The organism is Inhella crocodyli (genome assembly GCF_004004565.1).
Classification (GTDB): domain Bacteria; phylum Pseudomonadota; class Gammaproteobacteria; order Burkholderiales; family Burkholderiaceae_C; genus Inhella; species Inhella crocodyli.
Genome location: NZ_SACM01000001.1, coordinates 1375960 through 1399157 on the forward strand (window position 1 = coordinate 1375960; position 23198 = coordinate 1399157).

Annotated in this window: 23 protein-coding genes; 10 read left to right on the plus strand and 13 right to left on the minus strand. The window is 67.8% G+C overall.

Annotation, left to right across the window (positions count from 1 at the left end; genetic code table 11):
* Positions 1-50: 50 nt before the first annotated feature.
* The 8 genes from EOD73_RS06390 to cysC are packed head-to-tail and all read left to right on the plus strand — an operon-like array spanning position 51 to position 7409.
* Complete coding sequence (locus EOD73_RS06390; RefSeq protein ID WP_127681923.1) at positions 51-1928, plus strand: hypothetical protein; 1878 nt, start codon at positions 51-53, stop codon at positions 1926-1928.
* 13 nt (positions 1929-1941) lie between these two features.
* Entirely contained in the window at positions 1942-3048 is a 1107-nt protein-coding gene (locus tag EOD73_RS06395; RefSeq protein WP_127681925.1) for a DegT/DnrJ/EryC1/StrS family aminotransferase, read from the plus strand.
* A gap of 4 nt (positions 3049-3052) precedes the next feature.
* Complete coding sequence (locus tag EOD73_RS06400) at positions 3053-3754, plus strand: WbqC family protein (RefSeq protein WP_205702413.1); 702 nt, start codon at positions 3053-3055, stop codon at positions 3752-3754.
* Positions 3745-4716, plus strand: coding sequence for a glycoside hydrolase family protein (locus tag EOD73_RS06405; protein ID WP_127681927.1), 972 nt, complete (start codon positions 3745-3747; stop codon positions 4714-4716). The genes EOD73_RS06400 and EOD73_RS06405 overlap by 10 nt, the downstream gene beginning before the upstream one ends.
* Positions 4716-5675: a glycoside hydrolase family protein gene (locus EOD73_RS06410; RefSeq protein WP_205702414.1), complete on the plus strand. Its 960-nt coding sequence runs from the start codon at positions 4716-4718 to the stop codon at positions 5673-5675. The genes EOD73_RS06405 and EOD73_RS06410 overlap by 1 nt, the downstream gene beginning before the upstream one ends.
* Positions 5672-6118: a GNAT family N-acetyltransferase gene (locus EOD73_RS06415; RefSeq protein WP_164845963.1), complete on the plus strand. Its 447-nt coding sequence runs from the start codon at positions 5672-5674 to the stop codon at positions 6116-6118. The genes EOD73_RS06410 and EOD73_RS06415 overlap by 4 nt, the downstream gene beginning before the upstream one ends.
* Entirely contained in the window at positions 6115-6858 is a 744-nt protein-coding gene (locus EOD73_RS06420) for a class I SAM-dependent methyltransferase (protein WP_127681933.1), read from the plus strand. Before EOD73_RS06415 ends, EOD73_RS06420 begins: the two co-directional genes overlap by 4 nt.
* On the plus strand, positions 6855-7409 hold the full coding sequence (cysC, locus tag EOD73_RS06425) for an adenylyl-sulfate kinase (protein ID WP_127681935.1): 555 nt from the start codon (positions 6855-6857) through the stop codon (positions 7407-7409). The genes EOD73_RS06420 and cysC overlap by 4 nt, the downstream gene beginning before the upstream one ends.
* Here cysC and EOD73_RS06430 read toward each other — a convergent pair.
* From EOD73_RS06430 to EOD73_RS06470, 9 genes are read right to left on the minus strand one after another with little or no spacing between them, the layout of a single operon-like run.
* Entirely contained in the window at positions 7379-8146 is a 768-nt protein-coding gene (locus tag EOD73_RS06430) for an RAD23 family protein (RefSeq protein ID WP_127681937.1), read from the minus strand. The two genes, cysC and EOD73_RS06430, sit on opposite strands and share 31 nt — an antisense overlap.
* A 1-nt stretch (position 8147) precedes the next feature.
* Entirely contained in the window at positions 8148-10010 is a 1863-nt protein-coding gene (locus EOD73_RS06435) for a polysaccharide biosynthesis protein (protein ID WP_127681939.1), read from the minus strand.
* Between the two features lie 10 nt (positions 10011-10020).
* Complete coding sequence (locus EOD73_RS06440; RefSeq protein WP_127681941.1) at positions 10021-10611, minus strand: sugar transferase; 591 nt, start codon at positions 10609-10611, stop codon at positions 10021-10023.
* 8 nt (positions 10612-10619) lie between these two features.
* Complete coding sequence (locus tag EOD73_RS06445) at positions 10620-11789, minus strand: DegT/DnrJ/EryC1/StrS family aminotransferase (RefSeq protein ID WP_127681943.1); 1170 nt, start codon at positions 11787-11789, stop codon at positions 10620-10622.
* Complete coding sequence (locus EOD73_RS06450) at positions 11782-12504, minus strand: class I SAM-dependent methyltransferase (RefSeq protein ID WP_127681945.1); 723 nt, start codon at positions 12502-12504, stop codon at positions 11782-11784. The genes EOD73_RS06445 and EOD73_RS06450 overlap by 8 nt, the downstream gene beginning before the upstream one ends.
* Positions 12501-13754 carry a glycosyltransferase family 4 protein gene (locus tag EOD73_RS06455; protein WP_127681947.1) on the minus strand — a complete coding sequence of 418 codons (1254 nt, stop codon included), beginning with the start codon at positions 13752-13754 and terminating at the stop codon, positions 12501-12503. Before EOD73_RS06455 ends, EOD73_RS06450 begins: the two co-directional genes overlap by 4 nt.
* Positions 13755-13805: 51 nt before the next feature.
* The gene (locus tag EOD73_RS06460; protein ID WP_127681950.1) at positions 13806-14882 is read right to left on the minus strand and encodes a glycosyltransferase; all 1077 of its coding nucleotides are present in this window, start codon (positions 14880-14882) and stop codon (positions 13806-13808) included.
* Positions 14879-15430, minus strand: coding sequence for an acyltransferase (locus EOD73_RS06465; RefSeq protein WP_240660615.1), 552 nt, complete (start codon positions 15428-15430; stop codon positions 14879-14881). Before EOD73_RS06465 ends, EOD73_RS06460 begins: the two co-directional genes overlap by 4 nt.
* A 50-nt stretch (positions 15431-15480) precedes the next feature.
* A complete protein-coding gene (locus EOD73_RS06470) occupies positions 15481-16710 on the minus strand; it encodes a lipopolysaccharide biosynthesis protein (RefSeq protein ID WP_127681954.1) in 1230 nt (409 codons plus the stop codon).
* Positions 16711-16904: 194 nt separating this feature from the next.
* Between EOD73_RS06470 and lysS the strand changes: the two genes are divergently transcribed.
* Together lysS and EOD73_RS06480 are read left to right on the plus strand one after the other, a co-directional pair.
* Positions 16905-18404, plus strand: a complete 1500-nt coding sequence (gene lysS, locus EOD73_RS06475) for a lysine--tRNA ligase (protein ID WP_127681956.1) — start codon at positions 16905-16907, stop codon at positions 18402-18404.
* 10 nt (positions 18405-18414) lie between these two features.
* On the plus strand, positions 18415-18972 hold the full coding sequence (locus EOD73_RS06480) for a pyridoxamine 5'-phosphate oxidase family protein (protein ID WP_127681958.1): 558 nt from the start codon (positions 18415-18417) through the stop codon (positions 18970-18972).
* On the opposite strand, the gene EOD73_RS06485 is transcribed toward EOD73_RS06480, so the two are convergent.
* From EOD73_RS06485 to EOD73_RS06500, 4 genes are read right to left on the minus strand one after another with little or no spacing between them, the layout of a single operon-like run.
* On the minus strand, positions 18962-20872 hold the full coding sequence (locus EOD73_RS06485; RefSeq protein WP_127681960.1) for a glycosyltransferase family 61 protein: 1911 nt from the start codon (positions 20870-20872) through the stop codon (positions 18962-18964). The two genes, EOD73_RS06480 and EOD73_RS06485, sit on opposite strands and share 11 nt — an antisense overlap.
* Positions 20854-21645 carry an enoyl-CoA hydratase-related protein gene (locus tag EOD73_RS06490; RefSeq protein ID WP_127681962.1) on the minus strand — a complete coding sequence of 264 codons (792 nt, stop codon included), beginning with the start codon at positions 21643-21645 and terminating at the stop codon, positions 20854-20856. Before EOD73_RS06490 ends, EOD73_RS06485 begins: the two co-directional genes overlap by 19 nt.
* Positions 21642-22781, minus strand: coding sequence for a DUF3108 domain-containing protein (locus EOD73_RS06495; protein ID WP_127681964.1), 1140 nt, complete (start codon positions 22779-22781; stop codon positions 21642-21644). The genes EOD73_RS06490 and EOD73_RS06495 overlap by 4 nt, the downstream gene beginning before the upstream one ends.
* On the minus strand, positions 22751-23197 hold the full coding sequence (locus tag EOD73_RS06500; RefSeq protein WP_127681966.1) for a DUF3429 domain-containing protein: 447 nt from the start codon (positions 23195-23197) through the stop codon (positions 22751-22753). Before EOD73_RS06500 ends, EOD73_RS06495 begins: the two co-directional genes overlap by 31 nt.
* Position 23198: the final 1 nt, after the last annotated feature.

A 23198-nucleotide genomic window follows, 5' to 3' on the forward strand; every position in this document is an offset into this window, starting at 1 on the left:
CCGACCCCCCAGACGCCCGACTGACGGCGCGCTAAACCTTTTCGCCCCCCATGACCGCGCCCGCCGCCCCCGCCTCGCCGCCGACCATTGCCGAACTGATCGACCTCCTGGAGCGGGCCGTCTTTCAGCGCCGTACCGCCGAAGGGGTGGAGCGCCTGCTGCAGTTGCTGTTGGCGATGTCGACGCCTCGGGCCCCGCTGGGCCTGATGCCCCCACCGGGCACCCCGGAGCAACGCCGCGCGGTTTACACCCGGGTCGCGGCCATGATTTCGGCCCTGCTCTGCAGCCCGGATTTCCGAATGGATTTGCGACAGATCACCAATCTGTGCGGTCGCAAGCCCATTTTGGAATCGATCTTTGAGTTGAGCGGGTACGAGGGACCGTTCCACCTGTTGGCCTACCACGGCATTCGAAACCCCGACGGCAGCCTGGCGCTGCGATCGAACCAGGTTTTCGTGGTGTCGCTGTTCTATTCCCTGGACGACCTGCCGGAAGAACTTTTGCAAGGCGTGCTCCAGCTGCCGCCCGACCAACTCTTGCCGCTGACGCTGGGCTGGTTCACGGCGCCTTTCGTCCACAGCGCGAGGGGCGAAGCCAACCGCCGGGCCTTGATCGACGCCAGCAGCCGCATTGAAAGCGCCACGCCGACAGCCGAGGTGCTGCAAGGGCTGTCGTCCGCCTGGATGCATTGCAGTTACGCCGATTACCCGGGCAAGCACGCGCTGAAGCGCAGCCTGAACGCGGTGTGGCGGCGCGTGTGTGCCTTGAGCGGCATGAAGTCCAACATGACGCCGCGCCGGCTCACCGACCGCCCGGTGTTGCTGGTGAATGCCGAGCGCATGATGAACGGGCACGCCATGCACCGCAGCTACGCCGCCTGCCTGCGGCAACTGCGCAGCAGGTTCGAAGTCGTCTGCATGGTGACGCGCGCGACCTACACCGACGACACCGCCGAGTTGTTCGACCGCGTGGAGCTGATCGAGCCGGGCGTGGACCTGAAGGACATCTGCGCCAAGATCGTGAAGCTGGCGCCGGACGTCATCTATTACCCGAGCCTGGGCATGTCGGAATGGACCCAGGCCATCGCCAACTTGCGCTTCGCGCCCGTGCAGGTCATGACGCTGGGGCACCCGGCGCCGGCCATGGCCGACACGATCGACTACACCCTGGTCCAGTCGGGCCACGGCGAGGCCGGGGCCGAATTCGGGGTGAAGGTGATCGAGCGGCAAGCCTGGGGCCAGTTCGTGCCGCATGCCTCGGCCGAGGTGTTCGCGGCCGAGCGCTTGCGCCACAACGACGACCGCTTCCACATCGCGGTGAACAGCTCTTTGATGAAGCTGTCGCCGCGCTTCCTGGCCCTGTGTGAGCGGCTGGAAGCGGAATCGAAGCGCAAGCTGCACTTCCACTTCTTCTCCAGCGCCGTGGGCGTGGCCTTCGACCGCATGCACCAAATCTTGGAGCGCCGGTTCCGCCACTTCACCTTGGAACCATCGCGCCGCTACGACGGCTTCCTGCACATCCTCTCGGGCTGCGAGCTGGCGCTGTCCGCCTTCCCCTTTGGCAACACCAACAGCACGGTGGACACCTGCTTGATGCACATCCCCACCGTGGCCTACGTGGCCAACGAGGTGCTGAGCATTGGCGACCGGGACGTGATGCGCATGGTGGGCCTGCCGAGTTGGTTGGTGACCGACAACGACGAGGACTACTTCCAGGTGGCGATGAAGTTGATCCACAACGACGAGGCCCGCCAGGCCATCATGGACCAGCTCGCACAAACCGACGTTCGGGCCAAGGTGTTCGAGGCGCCCCGCCCCGAAGACGCCACGGAATTCGTGGACGCAATGGATTGGATCTACCGCAACCACGAAGCGCTGCAAGCCAGTTCGCAGCACCTGCTGAAGGTCGGCGAACCGATCCCCGTTTGAAAGCCAGCGCCCCATGAGCGACAAGCCGATCTACGTCACCCAGCCCTTCCTGCCTCCGCTGGAGGACTTCATGCCGATGCTTCGGCAGATTTGGGACAGCAAGGTGCTGACCAATGGCGGGCCCTTCCACCAAAAGCTGGAAGCGGCGCTGTGCGAGCACTTGGGCGTGCCGCACATCTCGCTGTTCACCAACGCGACGATCGCCCTGGTCACGGCCCTGCAAGCGCTTCGCATCACGGGCGAGGTCATCACGACGCCCTACACCTTCGTGGCCACCGCGCACTCCCTGGTGTGGAACGGCATCGAACCGGTGTTCGCCGACATCGATCCAGAGTCCTTGAACTTGGACCCGAAGAAGATCGAGGCAGCGATCACGCCCAAGACCACGGCCATCATGCCGGTGCATTGCTACGGGCGCCCCTGCGACACCGAGGCCATCCAGCGCATCGCCGACACCTACAACCTCAAGGTGATCTACGACGCGGCGCATGCCTTTGGCGTGAACTGCCACTGCGGCAGCGTCTTGAACCACGGCGACCTGTCCGTGCTGAGCTTTCACGCCACCAAGGTGTTCAACACCTTCGAAGGCGGCGCCATCATCTCGCCGGACGCCAAGACCAAGAAACGCATCGACCACCTGAAGAACTTCGGCTTCGTCGACGAGACCGTGGTCGTGGCACCGGGCATCAACGGCAAGATGAGCGAGTTCAACGCGGCCTTGGGCCTGCTGCAACTCGAACACGTGGGCGAGGCCTTTGCGGGCCGCGGCCGTGTGGACGCCATGTACCGCGAGCGCCTGGCCCACGTGGCCGGCATCGACTGCGTGGCCACCGACCCCAAGGCCACCAGCAACCACAGCTACTTCCCCATCCTGGTTCGACCGGGCTTCCGCACCAGCCGGGACGGGCTGTACGCCGAGTTGCGTGCCGCCAACGTGTACGCCCGGCGCTACTTCTACCCCCTGGTGTCGGACTTCCCCATGTACCGCGGCCTGCCTTCGGCGGCCCCGGCGAACTTGCCGGTGGCGCGCGCCGCGGCCGACCAAGTGCTGTGCTTGCCCATCTTCCCGGCGCTGACCGAGTCGCAGATCGACCGCATCGTGGACGTGATCCGAGGCTGACGCGGTGCGCCTCGCGATCATGCAGCCGTACTTTCTGCCGTACATCGGGTACTGGCAGTTGATGGCGGCCGTGGACACCTTCGTGGTCTACGACAACATCAAGTACACGAAGAAGGGCTGGATCAACCGCAACCGCATGCTGCTCAACGGCGAGGCGGTGACGTTTTCGCTGCCGCTGGCCAAGGACAGCGACGACTTGGACGTGGTGCAGCGCCGCCTGGCCGACACCTTCCAGCGCGCCAAGTTGCTGGCGCAGTTGGAAGGCGCCTACCGCAAGGCCCCGCACTTCGCCGAGGTGCGTCCGCTGCTCGAGCAGGTGGTGATGCACCCGCAGGACAACCTGTTCGACTACCTGTGGCATTCGATCGCGTGCGTGGCGAAGCACTTGGGGCTGAACACCCACCTGGTGCGCTCGTCGGACATCGCCATCGACCACGGGCTCAAGGCCCAAGACAAGGTGCTGGCGCTGTGCCGGGCCTTGCAGGCGACGACCTACGTCAACGCCATCGGGGGCCTGGAGCTGTACGAGCGACCCGCCTTCGAGGCCCAAGGCACCCGATTGCAATTCATCCGCTCGACCTGGGCCCCCTACCCCCAGTGGCCGAACCAGGCGCACGTGCCCTGGTTGTCGGTGGTGGATGTCTTGATGTTCAACCCCCTGAGCCAGGTCCAAGCGGCCCTGAGCACCGACTGCGAATGGCTGTGACCCCCTACCGTTGGACCAAGCTGGGCCGCCCCTTCGTGCCCCAAGCGATCCAAGACCGCCCCTGGCTGGCAGAGTTCGCGCAAGCGCCGGCGTCCTTGCTGATGGACGACCGCTTGCGCATGTACTTTTCTTGCCGGCCCAAGCCGGACGAACGCGGCCAGTACACCAGCCTGTCGGCCTACGTCGACCTGGCGCTGGACGATCCGATGCGCGTGATCGGCCTGGCCGAACAGCCCATCCTGGCGCTTGGCGAGCGCGGCTGCTTTGACGAGTTCGGCACCTACCCCGTGTCGGTGGCGCGCGACGGCGATCGCTTGCGCGCCTACTACGCGGGCTGGACGCGCTGCGAGTCGGTGCCCTTCGACACCGCGATCGGCATGGCCTTCAGCGACGACGGTGGCCGCACCTTTCAGAAGGCCGGCCCGGGGCCGGTGTTGGCGGCCAGCTTGAACGAGCCTTTCGTGCTCAGCGGCCCCAAGATCCGCCGCTTTGGCGACCGCTGGGTGCTGTTCTACATCGCGGGGCGTGTCTGGAAGATGCACGCCGGCCGCGCCGAGCCGGTCTACAAGATCCGCATGGCCACCTCGGACGACGGGGTGCATTGGGTTCGGCAGGATCGCGACCTGATCGAAAGCCGGGTGGAACCCGACGAGGCGCAGGCCAGCCCCGACGTGATCGAAGCCAACGGGCGCTTCCACATGTTCTTCTGCTACCGCCACAGCACCGACTTCCGCAGCGGGCCGCGGGGCTACCGCATCGGCTACGCCTGGTCGGACGACCTGCTGCACTGGACGCGCGATGACGCACGCGCCGGCCTGGACGTTTCCGCCAGCGGCTGGGACGACGACATGGTGGCCTACCCCCACGTGTTCCAACTCGGGGGCGCGACCTACATGGCCTATTTGGGCAACGGCGTCGGGCGCGAAGGTTTCGGCCTGGCCCGGCTGGAAGGCAGCCTGTGATGCGCTGGCGCAAGATGGGCCACATCTTCCGCCCCCAAGACCACGACCTGGTGGGCGGCGGCGCGGGCTTCGCGCAGTCGCCCCAGGCGGTGGTGCTGGCGGACCGCGTGCGGATCTACTTCTCGACCCGCTCGCGCGACGAGGCGAGCGGCAAGTTCGTCAGCCATGTGGCCTTCGCGGACTTCAGCAAAGACCTGTCCACCGTGCTGGGCGTCAACCGCGAGCCCGTGTTGGGCCCGGGCGGCCTGGGTTGCTTCGACGAGCACGGCGTGTTTCCCTTCAGCCCGGTGCCCGTGGGCGACGAGATCTGGGCTTACACCACGGGATGGAGCCGGCGGGTCGCGGTGTCGGTCGAAACGGCGGTAGGCCTGGCCGTGAGCCGCGATGGCGGCCGCACGTTTCAGCGCCTGGGTCCTGGCCCGGTGCTGGGGCCGAGCCTGCAGGAACCCTGCTTGGTGGGCGACGCCTTCGTGCGCCACCTGGGCGGGCGCTTTCACATGTGGACCATGTTCGGTACGGGCTGGAAGCACTACCCGGGCGAACCGGCGCCCGATCGCATCTACAAGATCGGTCACGCGCAATCGGACGACGGCGTGCACTGGACGAAGGACGAGGGGCGCGCCATCGTGTCGGACCGGCTGGGCCCCGACGAGTGCCAGGCCCTGCCGGCCGTGTTGCCGGTGGGCGATCGCTACTTGATGGTGTTCTGCTACCGCGAGGCCAGTGGCTTTCGCACCGATCCCTCGCGGGGCTACCGCTTGGGCCAGGCCTGGTCGGACGACCTCGTGCACTGGGTTCGCAGCGACAACCAGCCGGCGTTCGAGCGCCAGCCCAGCGCGTGGGACAGCGACATGGTGTGCTACCCCCACCTGTGCGAGATCGACGGCCGCACCGTGCTGCTCTACAACGGCAACGCCTTCGGCCGCGACGGCTTCGGGGCCGCGGTGCTGGAGCCGTGAGCCTTCGCCTCTCGGCCAACGAGTCGGACCGCGAGCAGGTGCTGACCCACTTGCGCGCGGCCGACGCGCAATTCGTGCCCCCGCTCAGCCAACGGGTGGACCTGGCGGCCTACGCGACCAAGCTGTGTGCCCATGCCGAGCGGGACGAAGCCTGGCAGGACGGTGCCTTGGTGGGCCTGGTGGCCACCTACTGCAACGACCGGGACCAAGGCGCCTACATCAGCAACGTGAGCGTGCTGCCGGCGCTGCGGGGCCAAGGCCTGGGTGACGCCCTGGTTCGGCAAGCCCTGGCCCGGGCCCGGGAGCGCCGCTTCCCCCGCGTTGGCCTTCACTTGCACCCGGACAATTTGGCCGCATTCGCGCTCTACCGGCGGCACGGCTTCGTGCCGGGCGCCGTGGAGGGCGAGCAACTGACGATGACCCTGACCCTGGACCGACCATGACCCGCGACTACAACGCCGAAACCGTCGACAACGACCGCCAATACGCCTACGGGTTTGACTTCGACGTCATGCACCCGTTCATGGTTCGCTCGTTCGCGCCCTTCTTCCGGCCGGGCGCCATGCTGGAGTTGGGCAGCTACAAGGGCGACTTCACGCGGCGCTTGTTGGCCGAGTTCGACGACGTGACCTGCGTCGAGGCGTCCGACCAGGCCATGGCCGAGGCCCAGGGGCGGCTTGGCGCGCAGGCCGCGCATTTCATCAACGCCCGCTTCGAGGACGTGACGCTGCCCCGGCGCTACGACAACATCGTGATGACCCACGTGCTGGAGCACCTGGACGACCCGGTCGGTGTGCTTCGCCGCGTGAACGAAGAGTGGCTGGCGCCGGGCGGACGCTTCTTCTTGGCCTGCCCGAATGCCAATGCGCCCTCGCGGCAGATCGCGGTCAAGATGGGCTTGATCGACCACAACGCCGCCGTGACCCCCGCCGAGGCCGAGCACGGGCACCGTTGCACGTACGCGCTGGACACGCTCGAGCGCGACGCCGTGGCCGCTGGCCTGAAGGTCGTTCACCGCTCCGGCATCTTCTTCAAGGCCCTGGCCAACTTCCAGTGGGACCGCCTGTTGAAGACCGACATCATTTCGCCCGCTTACTTGGAAGGCTGCTACGCGCTGGGCCAGCAGTACCCGGACCTTTGCTCGTCGATTTACCTGGTCTGCGAATCGAGCCGCCAGGGATGAGCCTGCCCTTGAACGCCGGTCCCCGCGTGCTGTGGCTCACGGGCCTCTCGGGCGCGGGCAAAACCACGCTGTCGGAGGCGCTGGCACGCGGCCTGCGCGCGCGCGGCGAGGCGGTGGCGGTGCTGGACGGGGACGCGCTGCGTCGCGGCCTGTGCGCCGACCTGGGTTTCTCGCCCGAGGCGCGCGCCGAGAACATCCGCCGCGCGGCCGAGGTGGCCCGCTTGATGGCCGATGCCGGCCTGCGGGTGATCGTGGCCCTGATCTCGCCCTACCGCCATGAGCGGGCCTTGGCGCGTGGCCTGTTCCGCCCGGGCGAATTCGCCGAGGTGCACGTGCACGCGCCCCTGGCCGTCGTCGAGGCCCGCGACCCCAAGGGCCTGTACGCGCGGGCCCGGCGCGGCGAGATCCCGCAGTTCACCGGCATCGACGCACCCTACGAGGCGCCGGAGCAGCCGGAGTTGCGCATCGACACGGCCGATTGCACGGTCGACGAGGCCGTCGACCGCATGCTCGTGCTCTGTCAGCCCGCGGCGGGGGCCGACGCCGCCTGAGGCACCTTGGCCGCCGGCGCAGGCCGCTGCGCCATGGCCTCGTTCAAGCCCGCCACGAGGGCCTCACGGCGGGGCAAGACCTGGTGCAACTGGAACTGGGCGCCCATCAACTGCAGCACGAAGCCGAGCGAGGCCTGGCCCTTGCTGATGTTGGCCGAGAGGTCCAGGCGGGCGGCCACGAACTGGCGAACGCCCGGCCCCTGCATGGCCTGCAATTGCTGGCGCAACTGCACGATGACCGGCCCGACCTCGTCCCAGGGCATGGCCAGCACGCGGTCGCGGATGGCGCCCTGCAGCCAGGCGTCGCTGTGGCGATGGCGTTGCTGCTCGGCCAGCAGCTCGTTCAACAGGCCCGCCACGTGGCGCCCGGGGTGCCCAAACTGCAGGCGGCGCGCACGTTCCACCGGGGCGGCCACGCGGTCCCACTGGCCCATCGCCTGGGCCAGCAAGGCCTGGTAGATGCGCAGTTGGATCTGGGCGTCGCGGTCCATGGTGCCCACACCCGCTTCTTGCGCTTGCAACTGCTGCGCCACCCAAGCGTGCACGGGGGCCCAATCGCGGGCCGGCGCGTCGAGCATCTCGCTGGGACTGCGCGGCAGGCGCACGCTTTCGGGCGCAGCGGCGGGGGCGGGCGAGCTCTCGGGCACTGGGGTCGAGGCCGAGGCCGCGGGGTCGGTAGCGTGGGCGGGGGCCCATGCGGCCCAGACCAAGGTCAAGAGAAGGAGGCAGCGTTTCATGTCAGTGGGGTGGCGCGGGGAGGTACTCGGAGTCCAGCCAGGCCCGCAACAAGGCCGAGGCATTGACGCCATCCAGGGGCTGGCGCAGCCCCTGCATCACGCGGTCGGCCGCCTCGGAAGGCTTCAACAACGCGATGCGCAGCCGAGGCACGGCGGTGGCCAGGGTCTCGTCGTCGTGGGCCAGCAGCTCTTCGAACAGCTTCTCGCCGGGCCGCAGTCCGGAAAACACGATGGAGATCTCTTCCGGATCGTGGCCGCTGAGCAGGATCAGCTGGCGGGCCAGGTCGACGATCTTGACGGGCTCGCCCATGTCGAGCACGAGCACCTGGCCCGACTCGCCGATGACGGCGGCCTGCACCACGAGGCGAGCCGCCTCGGGGATGGTCATGAAGTAGCGAATGATGTCCGGGTGGGTGACGGTGACCGGTCCGCCCTTGGCGATCTGTTCCTTGAACTTCGGGATGACGCTGCCGCTGGAGCCAAGCACGTTGCCGAAGCGAACCGCCATGAAGCGCGTGCCGGGGTGCTCGCGGGCCAAGCTGCGCACGACCAACTCGGCCGCGCGCTTGGTCGCGCCCATCACGTTGGTGGGGTTGACGGCCTTGTCGGTGCTGATGAGCACGAAGCGTTCGACGCCCAGCTCGGCGCTGGCCAGGGCCGCGTGGTAGGTGCCCAAGGTGTTGTTGCGCAGGCAGGCGTCGGCGTTGTCCTCGTCCTCCATCAGGGGCACGTGCTTGTAGGCCGCGGCATGGAACACGATCTGGGGCCGGTGCTTGGCCAGCGTTCGGCGCAGGTGCACCAAGTCCTTCACGTCGCCGATGAGCCGCACCAGGGGCAAGTGAGGAAAGGCCTGGCTCAGCTCCTGCTCGATCGTGTACAGGTTGAACTCGTTGAGCTCGTACAGCACCAGCTTGGCGGGGCCGTAGCGGGCGACTTGCCGGCACAGCTCCGAGCCGATGCTTCCACCCGCGCCGGTGATCATCACGACCTTGCCGGCGAGGGTGTCGCTGATGCCGGCTTCGTCCAAGGCCACCGGGGCGCGGCCCAAGAGGTCCTCGGGCTGGATGCTGCGCAATTGGTCGGTGCGCAGGCCGCTGCGCAACTCGTCGGCGCTGGGCACCGTCAGCACCGGCAGCTTGGCCAAGGCGGCGGCCTCGAAAGCGCGGCGCCGCTCGGCCCCCTGGGCCGAGGGCATGGCGACCACCAGGTGGGTTGCGTCCTGCTCTTGCGCCAAGCGCGCGCAGTCGGCCAAGCGGCCCAGCACCGGGACGCCCGCGATGCGCGTGCCGGCCTTGGCCGGGTCGTCGTCCAGGAAGCCGGCCACCCACCAGCCGCGGTGCTGGATGCCCGCCAACAGAAGACGGCCGGCATCGCCCGCCCCCAGCACCAGGGCGCGGCGCAGGCTGCCGTCGCGGGCCCGCAAGCGGCCCAGCAGGTGCTCGTAGAGCATGCGGTAGCCCAGGCGCATCATGGCCAGGCCGATGAGCACGAAGACCGGGTGCAGGGCCAGCACCGCCCGCGGCACCTTGCTGAGCTGCAGCATCAGCACGACCGCGGCGCCCGCGGCGCCGGCCACCAGGCAGGCCCCGGCCAGGCGCTTGACTTCGCCGAAGCCGCTGAAGCGCCAAACGCCCTTGGGCACGCGCAGGGCCCAGAGCACGGCGCCGTACAGGGCCAGGAGACCGAGCAAGACCGCGGCGTCGTAGTCGGGCCGGGCCGACCACCAGCGCTCGAAACCCAAGCGGAACAGGTAGGTGGCCTGCCAGGCCAAGGCCACGACGGCCAGATCCAGGGCCAGGCTGAGGGGTTCGCGGTGGGGGCGCAGGCGGGTCAGCCAGCGGTCGAGTTGGGGCCAGAAGGACATGGGTCTTGGCTCAGCGCCCCAGCAGGAGCAAGGCGGTTCGGGCCATCAGGCGCAGGTCGGTCCACAGGCTGGCTTGGGCGGCGTAGTCGGCCGACAGCTGCAGCTTGTGGGGCAGGATGCGTTCGAAGTAGGCGCGCTCGGGGTCGGGCTCTTGGGCCAGCAACTCGGCCTCGTTGCGGTAGGCGAGCGAGGCCGGGTCGGTGATGCCCGGGCGCACGGCCAGCACCTGCTGGCGCAGGGGCTCGGGGTAGCGCTCGACGTACTGCGGCAGGTCGGGCCGGGGGCCGACGAGGCTCATGGCGCCGCGCAGCACGTCCCAGAGCTGGGGCAGTTCGTCGAGCTTGAGGCGGCGCAGCAGGTGACCGGCGCGGGTGATGCGGGCGTCGGCGCCCACGGTCAGGCCCAGGCCGGCGGGCGCATGGACCATGGTGCGGAACTTGTGGATGGTGAACAGGTGCCCGTGGCGGCCAACCCGCACCTGCCGGAACAGGGCCGGGCCGGGGGAGTCCAGGCGCACCCACAGCGCCACGGCCAGCATGACGGGGGCGAACAGCAGCAGCAGGCTGGCGCTGACGATCACGTCGAGCAGGCGCTTGCCCATGGCAGGCGTCAGCCCAGCACCTGGCGCAGCACGCCGACGACGCGGTCGGCGTCGGCCAGCGTCATGCGCGAGTACAGCGGCAGGCTGAGCATGCGCTCGTACGCGTGGTGGCTGTGCGGGAACTGCGCCGGCTTCAGGTCGTAGCGATCGCGCCAATAGGGGTGCAGGTGCAGCGGGATGTAGTGCACGCTGGCCCCGATGCCCGCCCGAAACAGCGCCTCGATGACGGCGTCGCGCGACACGGGGCAGGCGTCGGCCAAGCGCAGCACGTAGAGGTGCCAGGGGTGCTCGTCGCCGGGCAGGGCGTCCGGCGGCAGCATCACCGGCAGGTCGGCCAGGGCCTCGTTGTAGCGCTCGACCACGGCGCGCCGCGCGTCGGCAAAGCGGCGCACCTTGGCGAGTTGGTGCAGGCCCAGCGCGGCACCGATGTCGGTCAGGTTGTACTTGAAGCCTGGCGCCACGATCTCGTAGTACCAGGACGGGACCTTGGCGGTGAAGCGGTCGAAGGCGTCGCGGTTGATGCCGTGCAGGCGCATGACCTTGGCGCGCTCGGCGAGCTTCGCGTCGCGGGTGACGAGCATGCCGCCCTCCCCCGTCGTCATGGTCTTGTTGGCGTAGAAGCTGAACACGGTCGCGGCGGAGCCCAGCGTGCCCACCAAGCGGCCCTTGTAGGTGGTGGGCAGGGCGTGGGCGGCGTCTTCCACCACCTGCAGGCCATGCTGGGCCGCGATGGCGTGGATCGCGTCCATGTCGGCCGCCAAGCCGGCGTAGTGCACCGGGATGATGGCCTTGGTCTTGGGCGTGATTGCGGCCTCCACCAGGGCCGGGTCGATGTTGAGCGTGGCCGGGTCGATGTCGACCAGCTTCACGTCGGCGCCCAGGTAGCGCACCACCTCGGCCGTGGCCGTGAAGGTGTGCGTGGTGGTGATGACCTCATCGCCGGGGCCGATGCCCAAGGCTTCCAGCGCCAGGTGCAGGCCAGCGGTGGCGCTGTTAACAGCGATGCAGTGCAGCGCAGGGTCGCCCAGGAACTCGCCGAAGGCGGCCTCGAAGCGCTTGGCCTTGGGGCCGGTGGTGACCCAGCCGCTGCGCAGGGTGTCGACGACCTCGGCGATTTCTTCGTCGCCGATCTCGGGCAGGGCGAAGGGCAAAAACGGCAGGGGCGACGGCTCACTCATGGGGCTTCTCGATCCAGGCCAAGCGGTGCGTGCGCAGCAGCGGCACGGCATTGACTACGGGGTACAGCAAAGGGTGCAGGCGGCACAGCGGGCGCGCCAGGGGCGGCGCCAGGGTGACGCGGCGGGCATCGATTGTCGCGCCGGGGAACAGCGCCCGCACCCGCGACAGGGGCACGCCGCGCACGTCGGGGTTGCGCGGGTTGTTGACGGTGAAGTCGTACCAAAGCACGGCGCCGCCGGGGCGCAACCACGTCCACATGGCACTGGCCAAACGGTGCTGAAAGGCATCGTCCAACAAGGAGCTGAAGACCGTCATTTGCACAACCAAATCGAAACTGGCCGGCTGGAAGGGCAAAGCGCACGCGTCGCCCGGAATCACGGTTACCGCAGCCGGCAATCGTTGGCGGGCACTGGCAACCCGCTCGGGCAGCAATTCACTGCCGACCAGTCGCTTGGCATCCACGCCAAGGCGTAGCAACTCCAAAAGCTGATTGCCGTCACCACAACCGATCTCGAGCACGTCCATTTGTGCGAACGTTTTGGCGTGGTGGCGCCTTGCGAGATTGACGATGGCTCGCTCCCGCTCTTGGCGGGCCAACACGACCTCAGGCCGCCATGGATCGTACAAACCGACCAGGGCTGGGTTCTCCTGGCGCCGCGCATAGCGGCGCACCACACGGTCGGCTTCTTGGTCTGGCGGCACGGGCGCAGTCATGTTGGTCGCGCCGCCTCGAGCAAGACGCCATGAAGGCGCTCAGCAATCACCTCCCGGACATGATGTGCCAACACATAGCGGCGGCCCGCTTCTCCCAGCCGGCCGGCAAGCTCTCGGTCGTCGCACAACTGGGCGACAGCCGATGCAACCGCTGCGGCATCGCTGTAGGGCGCGTACAAGCCGCAGTTCGCCCGCTCAAGGAGTTCCCGCGGATCGCCCTCCGCCGCCAAGACGATGGGCACTTCACTGGCCATGGCTTCGTACATCTTGGACGGCAACGCGCCCGGAATGGTCTTGACCAGAGGGATCACGGTCACGTCGAATGACGCAACAAGGGCCGGCATGTCCGCTTTGGGCATCAGCCCTGCGAATACCACGTTCGCACCAGCCTTGCGCTCAAGAGAAGCGCGCTCGGGCCCGTCGCCAGCAATCAAAAACACGATGTCCGTCCGATGTTCGAGGCGCTTCGCAACGTCCAGCAACAACTCGATGCCCTGAGCAATGCCCAGCAGCCCGGCATAGCCCACCACATGCCGTCCCTCGCCACCAAAGGGCTTGAGAACCGCACGGTCCCGACGTTGCGGAGAGAACACCTGAGCATCAACACCGCCTGGGATCAACGCCACATTCGCCGTCGGGCATTTCGCTCGAATGCCGTCGGCGATGCCTGACGACTGCGCAGTCACGGCAGCAGAAACACGATAAAGCCAACGCTCCAGCCCCACCGCCAATCTCACGGCCCGCGACTCCCGGGAGTACAGGCCCAAAGCCACGGCAGTCTCCGGCCAAAGGTCCGATACGTTCAACACCATGGCAGCGCGCTTGAACCGACGCAAGCAAGCGCCGGTCAACCCCAAAAATAGCGGTGGCGACTCCACAAGAATGACGTCGCATGGCTTGGTCATAGCCAACCCAGCCACCAAGCTTGAGAACACAAACGAGAAGTAGTTGAGCAGCCGGGGCAGCGTCTTGGTGCTCTTCGTCGGATAGCCAAAGGCGCGCACCACCTGCATCCCTTGCCATTCATCCCGCATGAACCAACGACCGCGCCAATCCGAAAACACGCGTCCGGTCGGGTAGGACGGCATCGCCGTGAGGACCTCGACCTCGGCGCCCAGTTGCTGAAGCTTTCTGGCCGTTTCAGAAAGCCGCGCCTGCGGGGCACCCACCTCAGGCGGGAAATACTGCGTCAAGATCAGAACGCGCAACTTGGCACGCACCGACGACGGACTCGTCGCTACCGAATTCATGAGGTCGCTCCAGGCAAGGTGTTCACCAGCGCACTTGCCACTTTCCGTTGCTTAGTGATTGCTGTGACCCCGAGACGGGAAACGGGCTTGCGTTGAATCCAAAAGCCGGCGGTACAGCTGGTCCGCCCGATCCATTTGGGTGTCTCGCCCACCCTCTTCTTGCATCCGCTTTGCGTTCAGCGCTCCCCAAGTGGCTGCCAAAGCGTCGTCGTCCCGCAACCGGGCAAGGCCAGCAGCAAGCGCTCGATCGTCACCAACAGGCACCAATGCGTCCTTGGGCAGCCACTGTCGGTTGGCAGGCAAGTCGCTGGCAAGGACAGCCAATCCGCACGCCATGGTCTCGAGCAGGCTGACTGAGGTCGCGTCACTGGTCGGCACGGTGATCGCGACTTTGCACCGAGCCATCACGGCCGCCATGCCCGCATCATCAAGACGACCGTGAAAGTGAACTCGATCGCACACGCCCAAGCTGACGCTGAGCGCTTTGAGCGCAGCCTCATCGGGTCCGCCTCCTAGCAAATGCAAAACGACCCCCTGAACGCGCGCAAGGGCACGAAGCACGACGTCAATTCGATAGTTGGGGGCCCAAGTGCGTGCGCTGACCACTTCAAACGGAGGTTTCAATGGCCAGGGTGTGGGCCGAAACCGAGACAGTTCCACGCCCCAATGCAATTCGAGCAATTCGGCGCGCGGCTGATACGCGGCGGCGGCCGCAACCAAATCACTTGAATCTCCAGTAATCGCGTCCGCTTGGCGCAAGGTGTATGCAGTGAGCCAGCGCACCAAGGGTTGGGCATTGGGCGTGACCAACAAGTCACTCCCCCACGCAGTCATCACCAGCGGATGACGTCGACACCGCGCGGCCAAGTAGCCATAACTGGTGACGTAATGCGCGTGCACGACATCGGGAGCCAAGCGCTTCACTGCTCGCTTTGCCGCCGACACGCGAAACAACCAATCCACCGAACGGCGAACCTCGGGCAGGATGATTTGCTCAACGCCCGCTTGCTCCTGAGGTCGCGCCGTGACGATGGAGACCTTCCAGCCCCGGTCAAGCATGGCCTGCGCCCAACGCCGCACGTGAACGTGATTGCCATCGCCGAACAGGCATAGGTGCGGAGTCTTCATGCAGCACGCTCCTTGTTGGAACCAGTGCCTACGGAGGGTGCCTGCCAAGCCTGGTAAAACACCTGCAGTTCCGGGTGTTGCTCCAGATATCGAGCGTCGAGATCTCGCGTGTCGCCAACCTGCTTTGCAGGCTGGCCTGCCACGATCGCGAAGTCGGGAACATCCCCGCGCACTTGGCTGTACGCGCAAACCAGCACACCCCTTCCGATCCGACTGCCCGCCTCGATCAAGCTGTGAGGCCCAACAAATGTGTATGCGCCTACCTCGATTGCACCTCGCTTGAATCCAGGCATCTCACCGGACCACGTCGCATAAGCGCGACCCAGCAATCGCTGAGACACCTGTGAGCTGTGGGTGACCAAGCTGCAGAAACTTGTGATCTGCACACCCTCCTGCAACTCAATACCGGCACTGGCTTCCAAGAAGTTGAACGGGCCGATGTACACATGGTCAGCGAGCCGAAGTCCACCCTCGTTTTCGATGCACGTACTCGGCGAGATGCGACTGTGCGGTGCCCGGCTTTCGCCGAAAGCCATCCGGAACAGCATCCATCGGGCAATCCTGCGTCGGAACCGGTTCAACCAAGGTCGAAAAAAATTCATGAGCGAGTCGACACGGGCCAGCGCCACAAAGTGCCCAAGTAGTACCCAAAGTATCCAAGCATCGCGACCGAGACCCCCCAACCCGCCGCTACGAGGCCCCCAATTGCCAAGCCGACAATAAGACCGCCAGCAAACAGGAGCAGTCCAAGAACGGACAAGCGAAGCGCCCATGCCTGCGCGCGCCAAGCCATGGTGACAACGCCCAATGGGGAGGCCACGAAGTGCAAGGCCAAGTAGGGACCCAGTGCTTGCGCTAAGTAGCCCGCTTCGCGCCAAGACTCGCCAAACGCCCAAGCGAACAAAGTCGGTCCAGCCAACATCAGCAGACCCGCCCAACCAAGTCCCATCCACATGAGCACCACCATCGTGTGGCGCAGATGCCGACGACTTTCCTGCGGATCGAGTGCTTGGGTGAGTTGTGGATACAAAGCGGACGACACGGCGCCGCCCACCAAAGTCGCCGGTGCCTTGAGATAGCGCAGGGCCAATGCCCAAAGCCCCGCAGAGGCATCGCCCAACCAGGCCGAGAGCAACAGCAAAGTCAGCGTATCTTGGGCGGTCGCCACAAACGCATGCGGCGTATTCAACAGCGGAAAGTCGCGATAAGCCTTGGCAGTAGCCCATAAAGTGGGCGCTGGCAATCCAGCCAATACGAGCCAGCCCGCCTTCGGCCGGGTGGTCGCGGCAAGTGCAAGAGCCGCGAGCACTGCGGCGGTGATGGCCCCCCACCACAGCCCAGCCACACCCCAGGCAGCCAGCCCAAGCACGACTTGCAAGACAGCGCCACCTCCGTGTTGCAGCACGCGGGATGCAGACAACCAGCCAAACGCTTGGGCTCGGGTAGCCCACATGGTCAGTGCTTGAACTGAGCTTGAAGCAAGCACAGCCACGGGCAGCGCCCATGCCAGGGTCTCCCCTGTGCAAAAGGCCCAAACCGCCCCAATGAAACACGCGGCTGCAGTGCTGATCGCCACGAGTCGCGTACAAATCGCTGCCAATCGAGCAGCTTCCTCGTCATCGGACGCCAAAGGAAGCGCGAACTCATAGCGAGCGCTACCAACCACCGCCAAGTTGATCGCCACGCTCCAAACCAAACTGAATCGCCCATAGGCTTCTGGGTCATACAGCCGAGTCAGCCAGGGCCCCAGCAGCAAGGGCAGCGCCTGCGCCGCCACGCTTCCTGTCAACAGCGTGAGTGATGCGCGCCAAAGCGCCGAACGCGACATCAGAAGACCAGCGCCAAGGTCGAGCAACGCGCTCGGAGCCGCCCGAGCTGCCTGCTGATGCGAAGAAAGTGGGGGGGCGCGCTCATGAGGGCCGGGATTCTAGAGAGCCACCCCCCTGGCGCCCCGGCGCCCGATCAGGGTCACTCCCTAGAATCGCCCCCTTCTTCAACCCCCTCCTCCGTTTGGGATCCGCCATGGACAGCACCGCGCCGCACGCCGACGACAACCAACTGATCGCCGAGCGCCGCGCGAAATTGGCGGAGCGTCGCAAACAAGGTGGCGTGGTCTTCCCCAACGACTTCAAGCCCGAGCACCGCGCGCTGCCCCTGGCGCAGCAGTACGGCGAGCTGCCCAACGAGGAGCTGGAGCCGCAAGGCGTGACGGTCAGCGTGGCCGGCCGCATGATGCTCAAGCGCGTCATGGGCAAGGCCAGCTTCGCCACGGTGCAAGACGCGACCGGCCGCATCCAGCTCTACGTGCAGCGCGACGCCCTGGGCGACGACCTGTACGCCGACTTCAAGCACTGGGACCTGGGCGACATCCTGGCCGCCCGCGGCACCCTGTTCCGCACCAAGACCGGCGAGCTGTCGATCAAGGTGACCGAGCTGCGCCTGCTGACCAAGAGCCTGCGCCCCCTGCCCGACAAGTTCCACGGCGTGGCCGACCAGGAGCTGAAGTACCGCCAGCGCTACGTCGACCTGATCACCGACGAGGCCGCCCGCGACCGCTTTGCCCAGCGCAGCAAGGCCGTGGCCGCGATGCGCGGCTTCATGGTTGAGCACGGCTTCCTTGAGGTGGAAACGCCGATGCTGCACCCGATCCCGGGCGGCGCCAACGCCAAGCCCTTCGTGACGCACCACAACGCGCTGGACCAGGAGATGTTCCTGCGCATCGCGCCGGAGCTCTACCTCAAGCGCCTGATCGTGGGCGGCTTCGAGCGCGTGTTCGAGATCAACCGCAACTTCCGCAACGAAGGCCTGTCGGTCCGCCACAACCCCGAGTTCACGATGATGGAGTTCTACTCGGCGTTCTGGGACCACCACGACCTGATGGACTTCACCGAGGCCCTGCTGCGCCACGTGGCCGTCAAGGCCCACGGCAGCGCCGCGCTGACCTACAACGGCCAGCCCGTGCACCTGGACCAGCCCTTCGCCCGCCTGACCATCCGGGACGCCCTGCTGCAGCACGAAGGCCTGAGCGAGGCCGAGGCCGACGACCCGGCGGCGCTGACCGCGCGCATCCAGAAGGCCGGCGAGAAGGTGCCCAGCAACGCCAACCTGGCCCAGCTGCAGTACGCCCTGTTCGAGGCCGTGGTGGAAGAGAAGCTCTGGCAGCCGACCTTCATCATGAACCACCCGATCGAGGTCTCGCCCCTGGCCCGCGCCAACGACGCCAACCCTGGCATCACCGACCGCTTCGAGCTCTACATGACCGGCCGCGAGGTGGCCAACGGGTTCAGCGAGTTGAACGACGCCGAAGACCAGGCCGCGCGCTTCCAAGCGCAGGTGGACGCCAAGGACGGCGGCGACGACGAGGCCATGCACTTCGACGCCGACTTCGTGCGCGCCTTGGAGATCGGCATGCCCCCCACCGGCGGCTGCGGCATCGGCATCGACCGCTTCGTCATGCTGCTGACCGACTCGCCGAGCATCCGCGACGTCATCCTGTTCCCCGCGCTTCGTCGGGAAAACTGACCCAACCGCCATGCCCAGCAGCGCCGCCGAAGACGATCTCGCGGCGCTGCGCATCGCGCTGTGGGACGAGCTGCAGCGCGCCGCGCGCGACAAGGGCCACGGCTGGCGCACGCCGGTGCTGGCCACGCGCGACGGCGACGGCGCCGACGCCCGCACCGTGGTGCTGCGCGAGGTCGACGCCGAGCGGCGCCAACTGGTGATCTACACCGACGCCCGCAGCCCCAAGGTGGCGCAGTTGCAGGCGCACCCGCAGGCCAGCTTGGTGGCCTGGTGCCCGAGCCTAGGCTGGCAGTTGCGCGTCAAGGTCCGGCTGAGCTTGGACACCGACGGGCTCGCGCTGTCCAGCCGCTGGGCGCGCCTGAAGCTCAGCCCAGCGGCGCAGGATTACCTGAGCCCCCTGCCCCCCGGCAGTCCCCTGGACGCTTCGCCCGTTCCGGCGCGCGACACGCGGGGGCATTTCGCGCTGATCCGCGCCGAGGTCGAAGCCATCGACTGGCTGGGCCTGCGCACCGCCGGGCACCGCCGCGCCGTGTTCGACGCCGCGGGTGCCCGTTGGGTCACGCCTTGAGCGACGCCAACGCCGACATCGCTTCGTCGAGCGCGGTCAGGTCGATGCGAAAGCGCCAGTGGTGGCGCACCGGGTGGGAGCCCGTGTCCGCCTGACCCGCCAAGAAGGCGTGTCGGATGCCGAGGGCCTCCAAGGCCGCGGCCCACGAGGGCAGGTTGCCCGGTTGCCCATTGAACAAGGTCAGCACGCGCGCGCCGCTCGGGCACGCCAGGGCGTTGGACAGCGCCGAGCCGTGGGCCCCCACGATCCACTCGGCCTCGGCGAAGTGCTGGACCTGCGCATCGAACGCGAGGCGTTCCGGCTCGATGGCCTCGAAGGCCCAACGGCGCACCAGGTGCGCCTCCACCTCGTCTTGATTCAGCAGGCCTCGCAAGGGCGTGCTGCGTCGCACGAACCAGCGCCGCCGCGGCACCGCCACCCCCCGCCCTGCAAGCCAGCGCTGGCGCAGCCACTGCAAGCTGGGTCCATGCGAGGGCGCGATGTGCACGCTGTCGGCCACCGACTGGTGGACGTAGTGCGGGAAAAAAACGTCGCGCCCCGCCACCCACAGCTTGGCGGCCCGAACGGCCACGTCCGCCTCGATCACCCGCACGCGGGGCACTTGCCCCAAGACCAGGCCCAAGGCCTGGAGGTGCGTGTCGGGCATTCCGGCGTCAACCAGGTAGGTCGCGCGCGGCCAGTCCATCCGTCCTTCGAAGTGCCGCAGCCGGGGCAAGAACTCGAACAGCCAATGCCCGAACTGGCGCGACGAGACGCCCAGCAAGCTGACGGCTTCCTCGGCCAGTTCCAACCGCTCGCGCGGAGGACGCGCGACCAAGCGTTCGGCATGACGCCAGGCCACGGCCTTGTCGTGCACCAGGTTGGCCAAGGTCCCCAAGGGATGCGCCAGCCCGTCGTGCAGCGCGAACCCAGCGGCGTCCAGCACCAGGTCGCTGCCCCCGCGTGCTTCGCCGCCTGGCAAGCACAGGGCGTAGCCGGCCGCGCTCCGCGTCCGGCCGACCGACGGCGACCAATCCACCGGCGGGCCGAAGCTTCGGGGCGGAGGCACCTCGATCGGCTCGGCCGGCGAGGTGGTGGCCCCGGGCCAAAGGGGGCCCGCGCGCAAGTTCAAGGGGCCCAACAGCCCTTCCCCTTCCGTTGACACGCCGACCCAATCACTGAGCGCCTGCGCCGGGGCGACGCCCAACTCGAATGCTGCTTTGGCGCGGTAGCCCTGGGCCAAGCGTTCGGCGGGCTTCAAGGCCAGTGCCCGCTCGGCCGCGGCACCGCACGCCTCGAGGTCTCGCCGGCGCGCCGCCGGGAGCGCGGTGGCCAATGCCTTGAAGTCCGCCGGGTGCCCCTGCGCGTCGGTCAGCACGGCGCCCAAACTGGGGCTGAGTTCGCAATGCGTGCCAGCCAGCATGGCCCAGCCTTCGGCCCAGCGGGGCATCGACGCCAACAGGTCAGGCAAACGTTGAATCAAAGCGCCGAAATGCCCGCTGCGGAATTGCGCCGGCACCGCCAGGCGCGCGCGCAGCACGGCATCGACGGCACTCAGTTCCGCGTCCAAGTCGGGGCTGCGCACGCGGCCAGGCTGCGCCAGGGCCCAACCCAGACGCGCGGCGTCCTCGCAGCGGTCCAGGCGCAGGCAGGCGTGCAGCAGCGCGACCGCGGCCCGCTCATCGAAGCGGCCGTGGTTCATGGCGTGCTGAAGGTGCGGCAGGGCCTCGTCACACCGGTCCATCCGCACCAGGCAGCGGCCAAGCGCGGCATGGGCTGCGGTGGGTGCCGATGGCGCTTCGCAGAGCCGCTGCAGCGGCCCCAGGGCCCGCTCGACCTGGCCTGCCTCCAGGTCCGCCGAGGCGGCCTGGAGCGTTCGATCGAAGCCGTCGGGAAGGCCCGTCAGCTCCCGTGCTTCCATTGCGGCGCGCGCTTTTCCAAGAAGGCGGTCATGCCCTCGCGCTGGTCGTGCGTGCCGAACATCGCGTGGAAGGCCAGGCGCTCGGCCTGAACGCCTTGGGTCAGCGGGGTCTCGAAAGCCTGGTTGACCATTTCCTTCATCAGCGCCAGCGCGGGGGCCGATTGCGCATTGAGAAGCTCGGCGACTTTCAGCACCTCGTCCAGGAAGCCTTCGGTGGGGAACACGCGGGCCACCAGGCCGGCTTGCAGGGCCTCTTGCGCGTCCATCATGCGGGCGGTCAACAGCAGGTCCATGGCCTTGGCCTTGCCCACCCAGCGCGGCAGGCGCTGCGTGCCGCCGGCGCCAGGGATGACGCCAATCTTGATTTCAGGCTGGCCAAACTTGGCGCTTTCGGCGGCGTAGATGGTGTCGCACATCATGGCCAACTCGCAGCCGCCACCCAGCGCGTAACCGGCCACGGCGGCCAGCACGGGCTTCTTGACCTTGAGCACGTGCTCCCAGTTTTTGCTCACCAAGCCGCCTTGGTGCGCGCTGAGAAAGTCCAGGTCCTTGATGGACGGGATGTCGGCGCCGGCGCAAAAGGCCTTCTCGCTGCCGGTCAGCACGATGCAGCCGATGCCGGCGTCGGCGTCGAAAGCCGCCAGGGCCTCGCCCAGTTCGTCCATCAGCGGATCGCACAGGGCGTTCAGGGCCTTGGGGCGGTTGAGGCGGATGAGGCCGGTCTTGCGCGGGCCGTCGCCCACGGTCTCGACCAGGATGCAGGTGTAGGTCATGGGGGGTTCTCCTTCGAGGGGCCCGGATTGTCGGTGGGCGCCAGCTCCTGCAGGGGCGGCTCGGCCAGGGTGAGCAGCAACCACACGCCGTCGCCCTGCTCGATTCGGATCTGCACCGGCAAGTACTGGTAGCTGGGCGCCAGCCACACCTGCGCGGCCAGGGCCCCGGCGGGCAGGGGCGCCTGCGGCCGCAAATGCCAGGCCCGGATGCGGCCCAAGGCCGTGTCCAGCACGACCTCGCCGAGGTTCTCGTAGCGCCAGGTGTTCACGCCCTGCGGCAGGGCCAAAGGCACCGGGATGACGTGGCCCTCGCGGGCCGGCTCGCGGCCGGTCAACAGCAGCCAGGTCAGGTGCACGAACTGGCTGGCTGAGTCTTGCACCCCGGCGGGGGCGAACACACGCTGGCCCGAGGGCAAACGCACTTCGCCGCCTTCCCATCGGATGCTGCTTTGACGGGCCGTGCGCCACAGCAACTGGGTCGCCTCGTCGTAGCGCTGGGGGGCGATGCCGCTGGGCGTCAAGCGCCCTTCGCTGACGAGCCGGCGCTGGCCAAACGGGGTCAGCTTCGGGCCGATGCCCACTTGCAAGCGCACTTGGTAGCGGGCCCCTTGGCGCAGCCATTCCACCTCGGCGTCGCCGTGCACCAGACCTTGGTAGTGGCCCACCACCGCGTAGCGCAGTCGGGTCGACAGCGGCCACTCGGGACCGGGTGCGTCGTCGCCCTCGCGCGGCGCCTGCACCTCGGGGCGGGTGGGCTCTGAAGGGGCCGAGGCCACGGCTTGGGCGGGAGGTGGCGCCGGTTCAAGGGCTGGCGGCGCCGATGCCGGCTCGGCCGCGTCCTGCGGCGCTGGCGTTGGCGCCTGCGGCTGCGAGGCCGCTGGCGCGGGCTCCGGCGTCGCCCGGGGGGATGGCGGCTTGGGGCGAGGCACAGGCCGGGCCCGCTCGGGCGCGGGACGCATCGCCTGCGTCAATTGGACGCTCAAGCGGGGCGGCGGGCTGGGCGTGAGGGCGTGCCAGCCGTCGAAGGCGCGCCACGCCGCCCAGTGCGCCAGCAGCACCACCAAACACCAGGCAGACGCGACCGTCCGCCGCAGGACGCGGGGGCTCAGGTGGCGGCCGCGGCCAAGAAGCAGCACAGCGCCGCCAGCAGGGTGCAACGGAAGCGCAGGGTCAGCCAGCCGCCCACGCCCAAGCGCGGGAACTGGTGGCGATCGACCGCGTAGCAAACGATCAGCACGATGCCGTGCACCACCAAGCCGGCGTACGCCGGCATCAGCAGGCCCACCCAGGCCAGCAGCGCCGGGACCACGCCCCAGCGCATCGAGAACGGCTGCGGCTGGCGCATCGCCAAGCCCCAGTGCAGGGCCCCCAGGAACGCGATCACCGTCGCCGCGTAGGCCGACAGGCCTTGCATCACGAAGGCGTGCTCGTCCAGGTAATCGGGGCGCGCCAGCAACCAAGCCAGGGCGGTGCCGCCGACAAAGGGCAGCAGGCCGGCGTAGCCCAGGCGGCTGGCCAGGGCGCTGGGTTCGGCTTGTCCGGGGGTGTTCATG

Excerpts from the sequence above, each read along its gene's own strand:
- EOD73_RS06465 (WP_240660615.1), bottom strand. The coding sequence starts at position 15,430 with ATGCTGTTCCGGATGGCTTTCGGCGAAAGCCGGGCACCGCACAGTCGC.
- EOD73_RS06485 (WP_127681960.1), bottom strand. The coding sequence starts at position 20,872 with ATGGAAGCACGGGAGCTGACGGGCCTTCCCGACGGCTTCGATCGAACG.
- EOD73_RS06405 (WP_127681927.1), top strand. The coding sequence starts at position 3,745 with ATGGCTGTGACCCCCTACCGTTGGACCAAGCTGGGCCGCCCCTTCGTG.
- EOD73_RS06390 (WP_127681923.1), top strand. The coding sequence starts at position 51 with ATGACCGCGCCCGCCGCCCCCGCCTCGCCGCCGACCATTGCCGAACTG.
- EOD73_RS06440 (WP_127681941.1), bottom strand. The coding sequence starts at position 10,611 with ATGGGCAAGCGCCTGCTCGACGTGATCGTCAGCGCCAGCCTGCTGCTG.
- EOD73_RS06500 (WP_127681966.1), bottom strand. The coding sequence starts at position 23,197 with ATGAACACCCCCGGACAAGCCGAACCCAGCGCCCTGGCCAGCCGCCTG.
- cysC (WP_127681935.1), top strand. The coding sequence starts at position 6,855 with ATGAGCCTGCCCTTGAACGCCGGTCCCCGCGTGCTGTGGCTCACGGGC.
- EOD73_RS06480 (WP_127681958.1), top strand. The coding sequence starts at position 18,415 with ATGCCCAGCAGCGCCGCCGAAGACGATCTCGCGGCGCTGCGCATCGCG.
- EOD73_RS06410 (WP_205702414.1), top strand. The coding sequence starts at position 4,716 with ATGCGCTGGCGCAAGATGGGCCACATCTTCCGCCCCCAAGACCACGAC.
- EOD73_RS06430 (WP_127681937.1), bottom strand. The coding sequence starts at position 8,146 with ATGAAACGCTGCCTCCTTCTCTTGACCTTGGTCTGGGCCGCATGGGCC.
- EOD73_RS06435 (WP_127681939.1), bottom strand. The coding sequence starts at position 10,010 with ATGTCCTTCTGGCCCCAACTCGACCGCTGGCTGACCCGCCTGCGCCCC.
- EOD73_RS06445 (WP_127681943.1), bottom strand. The coding sequence starts at position 11,789 with ATGAGTGAGCCGTCGCCCCTGCCGTTTTTGCCCTTCGCCCTGCCCGAG.
- EOD73_RS06450 (WP_127681945.1), bottom strand. The coding sequence starts at position 12,504 with ATGACTGCGCCCGTGCCGCCAGACCAAGAAGCCGACCGTGTGGTGCGC.
- EOD73_RS06490 (WP_127681962.1), bottom strand. The coding sequence starts at position 21,645 with ATGACCTACACCTGCATCCTGGTCGAGACCGTGGGCGACGGCCCGCGC.
- EOD73_RS06470 (WP_127681954.1), bottom strand. The coding sequence starts at position 16,710 with ATGTCGCGTTCGGCGCTTTGGCGCGCATCACTCACGCTGTTGACAGGA.
- EOD73_RS06395 (WP_127681925.1), top strand. The coding sequence starts at position 1,942 with ATGAGCGACAAGCCGATCTACGTCACCCAGCCCTTCCTGCCTCCGCTG.
- EOD73_RS06420 (WP_127681933.1), top strand. The coding sequence starts at position 6,115 with ATGACCCGCGACTACAACGCCGAAACCGTCGACAACGACCGCCAATAC.
- lysS (WP_127681956.1), top strand. The coding sequence starts at position 16,905 with ATGGACAGCACCGCGCCGCACGCCGACGACAACCAACTGATCGCCGAG.
- EOD73_RS06460 (WP_127681950.1), bottom strand. The coding sequence starts at position 14,882 with ATGAAGACTCCGCACCTATGCCTGTTCGGCGATGGCAATCACGTTCAC.
- EOD73_RS06455 (WP_127681947.1), bottom strand. The coding sequence starts at position 13,754 with ATGAATTCGGTAGCGACGAGTCCGTCGTCGGTGCGTGCCAAGTTGCGC.